Annotated in this window: 5 protein-coding genes and 1 pseudogene; all 6 read left to right on the plus strand. The window is 50.0% G+C overall.

The window, feature by feature from the left end:
• Positions 1-140: 140 nt before the first annotated feature.
• The 6 genes and pseudogenes from M1K58_RS25930 to M1K58_RS25955 all read left to right on the plus strand — a co-directional run bounded on the left by M1K58_RS25930 (position 141) and on the right by M1K58_RS25955 (position 11,582).
• Positions 141-497 (plus strand): annotated as a pseudogene (locus tag M1K58_RS25930) (type II toxin-antitoxin system PemK/MazF family toxin).
• Positions 498-672: 175 nt separating this feature from the next.
• Positions 673-1,377: a response regulator transcription factor gene (locus tag M1K58_RS25935; protein WP_256761786.1), complete on the plus strand. Its 705-nt coding sequence runs from the start codon at positions 673-675 to the stop codon at positions 1,375-1,377.
• Between the two features lie 343 nt (positions 1,378-1,720).
• Entirely contained in the window at positions 1,721-9,280 is a 7,560-nt protein-coding gene (locus tag M1K58_RS25940) for an InlB B-repeat-containing protein (RefSeq protein WP_256761787.1), read from the plus strand.
• Positions 9,281-9,433: 153 nt separating this feature from the next.
• Positions 9,434-9,661 (plus strand): hypothetical protein, encoded by a 228-nt coding sequence (locus tag M1K58_RS25945; protein WP_256761788.1) that lies wholly within the window; start codon positions 9,434-9,436, stop codon positions 9,659-9,661.
• A 468-nt stretch (positions 9,662-10,129) separates the two neighbouring features.
• Entirely contained in the window at positions 10,130-10,480 is a 351-nt protein-coding gene (locus tag M1K58_RS25950) for a hypothetical protein (protein WP_256761789.1), read from the plus strand.
• A gap of 397 nt (positions 10,481-10,877) precedes the next feature.
• Positions 10,878-11,582, plus strand: coding sequence for a response regulator transcription factor (locus M1K58_RS25955; RefSeq protein ID WP_256761790.1), 705 nt, complete (start codon positions 10,878-10,880; stop codon positions 11,580-11,582).
• Positions 11,583-11,807: the final 225 nt, after the last annotated feature.

Below are 11,807 nucleotides of genomic sequence, written 5' to 3' on the forward strand. Positions count from 1 at the left end.
TTGGTTGTGAGTGATGATCATACGCTCATCATAATACCAAAGAAAAAAAAGCTACATTAGAAGACTTGTTGGCCCAATGTAAATCGGATAATCGCCATGACGAAGTTGATTTCGGAGTAGAAGGGAAGGAATTGCTTTAGATGAGTGCAGACCGAGGAGATCTAGTATGTATAAACTTTAATCCCCAAGCAGGTCACGAACAGTCCGGGAGAAGGTCTGCAATCGTGCTTTCACCACAAGCATTCAATGAGACGACGGGTTTTGTTTCCGTTTGATCAATCACCCATACCATTCGAGGCTGGGGGTATGAAGTATTGCTCCCCGATGGTTTGGTGTTTAATGGGGTGATTTTGACGGATCAGATTAAAAATCTTGATTGGCGAGCTAGTCGCATTGACATTGTTGGTAAAGCCCCGAATGAAGTCGTTAATGAGTGCTTAGATAAAATACACACTTTTTTATCGATTCAACGTTCTTATAGCCAATTATCTTTGTAATCTGTTTCTTTGGCATGCTTAATCTCGAGCGCGAACTTAAAGTTTTCTTTGAGTTTCGTCAATGGGCTAATCTACCATGTTAAGATACAAGGAGGAAAATCGCTATAATTTAACATACTTCAGGGGGAAAACGAGGCTATGGTGCCCCCATCGGTGGAAGGAAGGTGACGATGTGGTGGCCACTCCCAAAATAATGATCGTCGATGATGATCCCCATATATGCGAGATTGTTCAGGCGTATTGCGAGCGTGAGGGTTTCATATCCTCCTACAGTCACAACGGGACAGAAGCCATGAAGCTGCTCGAGACTTTCGAGCCGGATTTGATTGTACTGGATGTCATGCTAGCTAATGAAAATGGCATTGATTGGTGCATGAACGCACGTAGCTACACGAATGCGCCGATCGTGTTTCTGAGCAGCCGCGAGGAGGACGAGGTGAAAATCAGCGCATTATCCTATGGCGGCGACGATTACGTGACCAAGCCGTTCAGTCCGGGAGTACTCATGGCCAAGATCAAGGCTCATCTTCGCAGAGTATCGACGGGCAGAAGGGAACAACTGCTGGAGTTACCGGGTTTGACGCTGGATTTCTACGCGCAGTCCGTCAACATGGGTAGTGAAACCGTCTTTTTATCGAATAAAGAGTTCAGTCTACTGTCCTATATGGCGCAAAACGTGAATCGTGCCGTCAGTGTCGATGCGTTGTTTCAGCTCATCTGGGGAACGGAGAGTCTGGAGGATACGAGAACGGTCGCTGTACACATCAGTAATTTACGCAAAAAAATCGAAGCTGACCCTGCCAATCCTGAGAGAATCATTACGATTCGGGGGTCCGGGTATATGCTGGTTGCCAGAAGTGCGTTGCAAGCGCGAACATAGCGCTAAGGTTGGTAGCCTACCATAAGCAGGGTGAAATATTCGTAAAATATTTGGGGTTTATTTTGCCTGGCTCGGGTTTGGGGTAGTTCTTATTTGGTGAAAAAATGGGTTAATGGCGTTGAGTATACTTGACGCTGTTGACCCTTTTTTTGTTCTTTCCGCTAGCTTCGTCAAATGAACGCTTTCCAAGAGATTGTGTTGTAAGCGCGAACTTAAAGTTTTCTTTGTAATTCTCAAATGGTCCCATCTACCATGATAGAATGCTATTGCGTCTTTAACTGATTGAGAGAGCAGTATGGTAGTGAAAGAGATTCATTACAGCTACGAGAAGGGATGAATAAGTGTGAAGAAGGTAACAAAACGGGAGTGGAAGTTAAAATCACGGATTCTGGCGTGGATGCTGATCGTCAGCATGATCGTGACCGCACTGCCGGTACAGCAGGCGAAAGCGGCGGTCGAATTGCCGGCGCAACAGGCGGCAGCGTCCGAACCAAGCACGTTCCAAGATGTTCGTCCAACAGACTGGTTCTATGATGCGGCCGTCTATGTCCGGAAGAATGGTATATTCAGCGGAACGGGCGCTGGCCTCTTCTCGCCCGAGGGAACGATGACGCGTGCCATGTATGTAACGGCACTTGGACGAATGGCAGGCGTGGATGTAAGCGAGTATTTAACCTCGACCTTTGCCGATGTGCAGACGGGGATTTGGTATGCACCGTATGTAGCGTGGGCGGTTAAGAAAGGGATTACCTCCGGCACGGGCGGCCGGAACTTTTCTCCGGATGAAACCGTATCCAGAGAGCAGATGGCGACGATGACTTTGCGGTATCTTGAAAGCTATCAGATTCCCTATCAAACAAGCAATCGCGTAACCACGGAGCCGGGCGATCTCGCCGATGTTTCTCCTTGGGCGGTGGATTCAGTAGTTAAGCTGTGGCAAGCAGGTTTGTTCAACGGGGATAGAAATGGCAATTTCAACCCGCATGCTCAAGCGTCTCGTGCGGAAGCGGCTGTTCTCTTCATGCGCAACAACGCGGTTGTGGAGGCATGGAAAAATCAGAATCAAGCGACGCCGACACCAACGCCGACATCCGATACGGATAATGGCATGACGAACGGCACGGGTCTACCGTCATCCGCATCCGGCGGCGGTAGCGGCAACAACGGCAACAACGGCAATAACGGCAATAACGGCGGAGAAACGCCCGGAGGAAATGAAGGCGGCAACAATGGCAGCTTAGAATATGCGCTTACGTTCGAGAGCAACGGCGGCACAGCGGTAACAGGTCAGACGGTGAAGCGCGGCTCACATGCTGTGCTGCCGAAAGCGCCGACAAGGGATGGTTATACATTCGGCGGCTGGTATAGCGATAGCGAGTTGACAAGCCCTTACGACTTTGCGGCAGCGGTGATGGCTATCATTACGTTATATGCAAAGTGGAATGCCAACTACACGGTAAGCTTTGACAGTAACGGCGGCACGGCGGTAGCTGCATGGACGGTACAAGAAGGGGTAGCATTGAGTAAGTTGCCTGCCCCGACAAAGGAAGGGTATTTTTTCCAAGGGTGGTTTAAAGACAGCGATCTGTCGCTCATCTTCGCCGAAGGTAGCAGTGTTAGCGCTGATACGCAGTTGTATGCGAAATATCTGGATAATGTGAGTAATGCTGTACAGAGCATTCCGAGCTATTCAGTACTGGATGTCGCGCCGGGCTTCACCATCGCTGTCAACGATGCGAGCAGCAATAGGACGGCGACTGAGGTGCAGGCGGGTATCCTGTTCGAGGCGATCGCGAATCCCGACTTCGCGGGAGTTACCGTTACCCGCGGGAACGGTCTCTTCACGGTAGCGTCCGCAGCCGAAGACGGCAAGTTCGTCGAAGGCAATACCTATCAACTAACTTTGACGGATGACAATCTGTCTTTCCAAGGTCAAGACGCGACGACGCGCTTCTACGTGTTTAGCGTTGCTAAAGAAGAAGTTATGGTCGTTCCGCTGAATCCGAATATGATCTATCTGCCTTTCGCAGATGTCACGAATATGATGCTCGATGGCGCGGAAGTAGGTTCGCCGGCAATTTCGGTCCTTACGACGACGGTGGGTAACAGTGAAAACGGTCTTGCTGCGGCGAATGGCGGCAGTGGAACGTTCGCATACACCGGCAGCGCTGCGATTCAAGTGGGCGATATCGTCGCCATCTATGAAGGAGTGCAGCCTGATCTGCGCACGGTAGACACAACCGGCGCCGCCGACGGCGCTGTCGCTTATGTACAGATCACAGCGATTAACGGCAACACCTACACCTATGATCACGCGGATGCTAAGCAAGTGTTGTTCAGGCCGGACGTTCTGCCCGTGAGCGTAGCGGCGGATACGGATGGAGATCCGGACAATGATTCGATCACGGTGGCGCATACCGTGATGAACTACAGCGACAGTCAGTATGCGAAGCTCGGCTTGAGCGAGCTTACTACCGTCGATGTAGGTGATTTTATCGCTTTCTATGAGGGGGAAACAGTCGAAGAAGCCTCCGGAGTAATAGGTTATGGACGTATTACGTCGATTACGCCTGTGGCGGAGATGGATGTGATTGCATATACCGATGCCACGGAAGAAGACATCGCGCATATCTTCGACGTCTATCAGCAGCAAGCGATTGACGGCGACCTGTTATTGTCGGATGAGGAGATTGCGCAGCTTGAAGATCAAATTAAGCAGCAAGCGATCGCCAGCGGATTCGTCGATCAAGCCGCGAACTATCTGTCTGCTCTGGCTATGGAGACGAATGCCTTCAAGACGCAGATGGAAGTGAATATGCTATCGGCCTCCAAAGGTGCGGGCAAAGTCAGTGTGGAGAATCTGACCGTCGTCCCTTCGCTAGGCACGACAGTGAAGCATATTACCGGACAAACCTCCGGAGTTAGCGCTAAGCTTCAAATAGGAGCCGACATTGTCATTCGTATCCATGAAGAGAGCGACCTCGTCATCCATATGACCGGTACGTTCCTTCAGGAGATCAGCTTGAATCTCGGCGTCAATGGAGAGACGGCGTGGGGAGAGGCGTGCCTTTGGGGGCTCTGCGTGCCTTATCCGAGCGATTATCGGATCACCGCTAATCTGGATGCCTACACCTATACCGGGATCAACATTACAGCGGAGATTGCTACCGTCGAACATGATAAGCTGCAGGCTGCGCTGGCGGACTGGGATAAAGCGAATAATAACGGCAATCTCGGTAAAGTATTGAATATCGCGACAGAGATTCAAGCGTTAATCGACGGTGTGCAGGATACCGGCGTAGATGCGGAATCACTGAAGGAACAATACAAAGAGATGATGGAGAACGAGACGGATTGGGTTCCGTTAATCAAGAAGAAACTCTTCGAGAAGAGCATACGCGTAGTTTACGGTGTCATAGAAGTCAAATTCGAAGCAAACTTTGTGGTCAGCGCCAATGTGAACCTGACGATCGGGGCTGATTTCAACTACAAGACGGCGAAGCGCTTCTCGGTTACGATACATGTGCTCGAGTTCAGCGGCAGCAGCAGCACGGTAAGCTTGCCGGGCGACGGTGATTTTCAGTTTACTTTCTATGTGATGGGTACAATCGGCTTGCGGGCGGGTGTTCTGCTAGAGCTTAAAGCGGGGGTTGGCAGCGTTGAGCTGAATAGCATCGGGCTGTCTGCAGAACCGGGAGCTTATGTGAATTTATGGGGCTATTTCTATTATCAACTGAAAAATATAAACGGGAAGCAGTCTACTCGATCTTCCGGCGCGCTATATGTAGAACTGGGTATCTACCTGGAGATTGCAGTAGGCGCGCAATTGGGCGACGGGATGCTTTCGACGAGCGCAGAAGTGTACGGAAATACATGGCCGTTGTACACGATAGGGCAGCAACATAATGTCACTGACTTCGCCTATCCGCAGGATGATAAGCTCGGAGTCAACTTGGCAGGTAAGGCGACCTGGATTGCTATGCCGGAGCAGTGGCTGACGATGAGTACGTTTGATTTAAAGTCAGGAGAGTCGAGTAGCGAGGCGTATCCCCTTGCTAACTTCGATATTCAGGTAGACAATCCGAATTTCAGGTATAATCCGACGACTCAAATCATCGAAGTGGTGAACACGAGTCTTGCGGTAGATACAGGGAATCTGGTCATCACCTGGAAAAGCGCGCCGTTGTCATTCACGTCTGATCCGCTCAAGCGTACGATTCCGTTGACTTGGCTCGCCAGAGCGGGCGACTATACGTTGCAACTGGATCCGCGGAATGGCGGATTAACTCAGGTTTTCACTCACGCTTATAACGCGGCAATCAACGTGATAGAACCGACCTATCAAGGCTACACCTTTGACGGCTGGTATACGTTTGCTGCTGGCGGAGTGAAGGTCACACTGCCGAGCCGGATGGATGCGAGGGATTACTCTCTGTATGCGCATTGGATCGCCAAAACGGATACACCGTATACGGTTGAGCATTATTTGATCGACCCGAATACAAGATCAGCGTCTACGCCTGCGTATACGGAAAAATTGACAGGCACAACGGGTGCGAAGATTCAGATTACCTCTGACAGGTTCAAGAATTTGGGTTATGCGGACGGCAAAGTAAGCGGTGTGCCTATCAAGAACGACGGCTCGACGGTCGTAAGAATCGATTACTATCCGACGAATCGCACGATGACCTTCGATTGGGGGTATGAGGGCGGTCCTAGCAGTACGATAACGGAGCCGTTCGGCAAGAACATCGCCGCTCGTATACCACTGCCGACAAGAGCGGGCTATACGTTTGCTGGTTGGTTACAGGATGTCCCAAGCATGATGCCGACTGAGGACAAGACCTACACCGCAAGCTGGACAGCCAGAACGGACACGCCTTATCAAGTCGTACATTTGCAGCAAAATATATCGGATAACACCTATACTGTTGTCGATAGAGAATCGTATCGCGGCACAACCGACACCGTGGCGAGTCTGGCAGGTACAACGCCAAAAGTCTATGAAGGCTTTGCCTATGATCCGACTGCTGCGGGAATGGTGCAAACAGCTACGATAGCGGGTAACGGCTCAACGGTTCTAAAGCTGTACTACAAGCGCATTAGCTACGAGATGAAGCTCAATTACAATGGCGCTGATGTGGCTGATCAAACAGTGGATATACCATTCGGGGCAACAACGGAGCGATACCTTGGCGCTCCAGCTTGGCAGGGACGTACATTCGCAGGCTGGTCGCCTGCCCCTCCGACAACGATGCCTGCGGGCAATGTCGAGCTTACTGCAGAGTGGACACTGATTACTTATGCGGTGAGCTTCAACAGCAACGGCGCCGCGGAGGAAGTGACCGCACAGACAGTCGGTTACGGCTACCCGGCAAGCGAACCGCTTGAACCGACGAAGAACGGTTACGTGTTCGACGGCTGGTATAGCGATAGCGGCTTGGCGAATGGCTATGACTTTACGACACTGGTCACCGATCACATCACGTTGTACGCGAAATGGCTGCGTAGCTATACGGTAAGTTTCAACAGTAACGACGGCTCTGCGGTAGCCGGGCAGACGGTGAGCGAAGGCTACAAGGCGACAGCGCCTGAAGCACCCACGCTGGAAGGTTATGTGTTCAGCGGTTGGCATAGCGACAGCGGCTTGACGAATGCTTACGATTTCACGACAACGGTTGTGACCGCAAATATTACGTTGTATGCGAAATGGACGGTTAAGCAAAAAAACAGATACACCATAAGCTTTAACAGCAACGGTGGTACGGAAGTGGTTGAGATGACGGTGGAAGAAGGCGCCGTAGCGGCAGCGCCTGCCGCACCAACGCGCGAAGGGTATACGTTCGCTGGTTGGTACAGCGACAGCGGTTTGCTAAGCTCTTACGGTTTCACGGCAGCAGTGATGGAGTCGATCACGCTATATGCCAAGTGGACGCTTAACAGCTACACGGTAAGCTTTAACAGCAACGGCGGGTCAGCGGTTAATGCCCTGACAGTGGAATATCTCGGTATGGCTGTAGAGCCTGTCGCCCCAACACGGGCAGGTTATACGTTCGCTGGCTGGTACAGTGATATCAGCTTGGCGAATAAGTACAGCTTCACAACGTTGGTGACGGCGAACCTTACTTTGTATGCGAAGTGGAATGCCTTCTATACGGTGAGCTTCGACAAAAATCACCCCGCAGCGTCAGAGGTTGCTGACCAGACAGTAGAATTTGGCGGCAGAGCAACGGAACCTGAAGCCCCAACACGAACAGGTTATACGTTCGACGGTTGGTACAGCGATAGCAGCTTGGCGAATAAGTACAGCTTCGCAACGCTGGTGACGGCTAACCTCACGTTATATGCGAAATGGAATATTAACAGCTATACGGTGAGCTTTGACAGTGGCGGCGGCTCGACGGTCGCTCCCGCTACAATAGAATATGGCAGCAGTGCAGTTGAGCCTGCCGCCCCAACCCGGGCAGGTTATACGTTCGATGGTTGGTATTGGGATTGGTACGGCATCTATGACCCGATGATTCGCTTCGACTTCTCGCATCCGATCAAGATTGATCTGACGTTATATGCGAAATGGACGGTTAACGGCTATACGGTGAGCTTTAACAGCGACGGCGGCTCAGCGGTAACAAGCCAGACGGTGAATCATGGTGATGCGGCTGCGGCGCCTAATGTGCCGATCTGGAGTGGTTATGCGTTTGAAGGCTGGTACACGGATATTGATTTTGACGAGACGAGTGCTTACGACTTTACAGCAGCGGTGACGGCAGACATCACACTGTATGCAAAGTGGAGGGGATTAGCATGGCGACAAGTCGGCGAGACGAATCCGGCGAGTGAATCCTTGAAACTCGCAGTTGACAGTCAAGGTACTCTTTATTCTGCTGGTGTTGTGAACGGGAGTTATGATCTTACTGTAAGAAAATTAGAGGCAGGCGTGTGGAAGCAGATTGGCGGTGCAAATGACTTTCCCGAACTTAGGAACTTCAATAGTCTCATACTGGACAGCCAAGGTACTCCTTACATTGTTTATCAGAAGAACGTTGGGAATTCTATCAATGTCACCGTTGTGAAAAAGTATAACGGCGCCATCTGGGAGGAGCTAGGCAATACAGAAATTTACTCGAGTTGGGTATCGATTGCGTTCGACAGCGATGACGCTCCTTATATCGCTTATCTGGGCTGGAGGCAATTGCCGCCTGCAGGGGTAAAGAAATATGATGGCAGCAATTGGGTAAACTTAAGCGGGGGAGAGGAAGCTTTTAATAAGCCCGCTTACAAAGAGGCTCCACACCTCATGATTGACGGAAACGATATTCCATATGTACTCTATCAGTATTATGATAAGTATATTAATGGCAACGGATTAAGTGACGATGATATGCATACAGTTCTAGTGAAGTATGATAATAACGCTTGGCAGACTGCCAGCATCATCAACTTCGATAAGAGCAAATTACAGAAACCAGGTTATACATTTAGATTTGCAGTTGATCCCAATAACAAGATTTATATGATAGACTATGAGAATAAGAGCATATTTGGCCAAACTACAACGACGCTGACCGTTAGTCGATATAATGGCTCTGATGGGCAAACTGTCGGCAATCCCGAATTTGCTTTACTGAGTACCCAAACAGTTGCCGATCAGAAAGTAAGCCTCAACTTTGACAGCTATGGCACTCCTTATGTTTCTTATCTGGATGCTGCCGAAGGCGGCAAAGTGACCGTGAGGAAATACGATGGACAGGATTGGGTTGTTGTAGGCGATGCCGGCTTCTCCGCAGGCGGAGCTGACCAGATACATCACGTTATAGACAAAGACGGAAACATTTATGTGGTCTATGCAGATCAAACAAATGGGAACAGAACGACCGTGAGGAAGCATGATCCGAGCTGGTAGGAAGCTGCGATAGTAGAGACTAACAGACTGAGCACAGACTTATTGCAGATCAACAGATTCATAGACTAATAGCAGGATAGACCAGCCTACTCCCAGCGGAGTAGGCTAGTCTGCTTGAGGTGATGTCATTCGAATACCGGGAAGATCGAAGTGGTGAACAAGAACATTCAGGTGAGTGAGGGCAACCTGGTCATCACCTGGAAGGGGGCGCCGCTGTCTTTCACGTCCGATCCGCTCAAGCGTACGATTTCGTTGACTTGGCTCGCCAGAGTGGGAGACGATATCCTCCAACTGGACCCGCAGAACGGCGGAGCGACCCAGGTTGTCGCTGCCCCTTATAACGCGGCGATCAGCGTGACCCCCCCGGTATATCCGGGATAAACGTTTGACGGCTGGTAGTAGCTTTGGGGTTAACATAACGCTTGCATAGACAGTCAGGACACGCTTTACGTTGCTTATCCTGGTCAATCCAACTTAATCGTGAAGAAATATAACGGTGGTGATACTTGGGTACCCGTAGGCAGTATAAGAGATAGGGCGGACCGGTCATCCTCCTTTGCGTTCGACGACGATAATACTCCTTATATGGCTTATTTGGATAGAGGCAACGCTTATCACGTAAAAGTGGCGAAATATAACGGCAGCAATTAGGAGAGTGTAAGCAGTGAAAACGGCGACTCGTCCGACTCGAAAAATAATGCCAATTATCCAGTTATTACGGTGAAATACGAGGGTAGATCTTGGAATTCTGTCGGCAATTCCGGCTACCCGTTGAGTAGTATTTGGGACGTATCATTAGCGCTTGATCCATGTAACGTGCCTTATGTGGCCTACAAGAGTTATTTTAATGTGACCGTGAAGAGATTTACGGGCTCCGCTTGGGAATCGGTAGGCAATGCCGAATTCTCGGTAGGTACGAGTTCTTCCGCAAGCATAAGCATTGCCTTCGACAGCGATGGCACTCCTTATGTTGCTTATCGAGATGATGCACGCCGCAACAGGGTGACCGTGATGAAATACGAGAGCAACACTTGGAGCCCCGTAGGCAATTCTGGTTTCTCCGCAGATGATGCTAGTTGGGTGCGGCTTGCTAGAGACAGCAAGGACAACATGAATGTGAGCTATACATCCTATACAGGCAATTCGTATAAAAGTAAACTGACCGTGATGAAGTACGATCCATACTTACATCAACCTTGACAGATCAGACTGGCAGAACAACCTACTCCCATCGGTGCAGACTGTTTTGCTGTGAGCCTGGCATGGGCCATAACTTGATGTATGAGATCGAGCGCAAGTTTGCGGAACTCTCGCCGAAAGAACGCTTGGCGGACGGCAGAAACAAAGCGTTCCTGTGCAGGAGAATTACGCAGCCTGGCTGAACCAGCAACGATCACGCATGCTGACAAAGAGCTTGGTCGGCAAGGCTGCGTCGATGAGAGGCTAGTGCGGCTTCTCCAGCGGAAGTTGATAGAGGTGTGTTGTGAGCGCGCACATAAAGTTTTCTTTGTAATTCACAAGTGGTCTCCTCTACCATGATAAAATAGGAGGAGAAAAATCGACACTGGCGAAGGCACTGAAGGAAGGTGACGGTGTGATGGACGCGCACAAAATTATGATCGTCGATGATGATCCCCATATCTGCGAGATTGTTCAGGTGTATTGCGAGAGGGAGGGTTTCCAAACCGCCTACAGTCATAGCGGGACGGAAGCGATGAAGTTGCTTGCGTCTTTCGAGCCGGATTTGATTGTACTTGATGTCCTGCTGGCTAATGAAAACGGCATTGATTGGTGCAGGAACGCACGTAACTATACGAATGCGCCGATCGTGTTTCTGAGCAGCCGCGAGGAAGACGAGGTAAAAATCAGCGCATTATCCTATGGCGGCGACGATTATGTAACTAAGCCGTTCAGTCCGGGAGTACTCATGGCCAAGATCAAGGCTCATCTTCGCAGAGTGTCGACGGGCAGAAGGGAACAACTGTTGGAGTTACCGGGTTTGACGCTGGATTACTACGCACAGTCTGTCAACAGGGGGAGTGAAACCGTCTTTTTATCGAAAAAAGAGTTCAGTCTACTGTCCTATATGGCGCAAAACGTGAATCGTGCCGTCAGTGTCGATGCGTTGTTTCAGCTCATCTGGGGAACGGAGAGTGTGGAGGATACGAGAACGGTCGCTGTACATATCAGTAATTTACGCAAAAAAATCGAAGCTGACCCTGCCAATCCTGAGAGAATCATTACGATTCGGGGGTCCGGGTATATGCTGGTTGCCAGAGGTGCGTTGCAAGCGCGAACTTAGCGTTAAGGTTGGTAGCCTACCATAAACAGGGCGAAATATTCTAAAAAAATGGGTCGCAGCGTTGGGGTATGACTTGACGCGGTTGACCCTTTTTTTGTTCTTTTCGCTAGTTCGTCAAATGAACACTTTCCAAGAGATTGTGTTGTAAGCGCGAACTTAAAGTTTTCTTTGTAATTCACAAATGGTCCCATTTTCCATGATAGAATGCTATTGCGTCTTTAACGG

Source organism: Cohnella sp. WQ 127256, from assembly GCF_024519285.1.
Taxonomy (GTDB): domain Bacteria; phylum Bacillota; class Bacilli; order Paenibacillales; family Paenibacillaceae; genus Cohnella.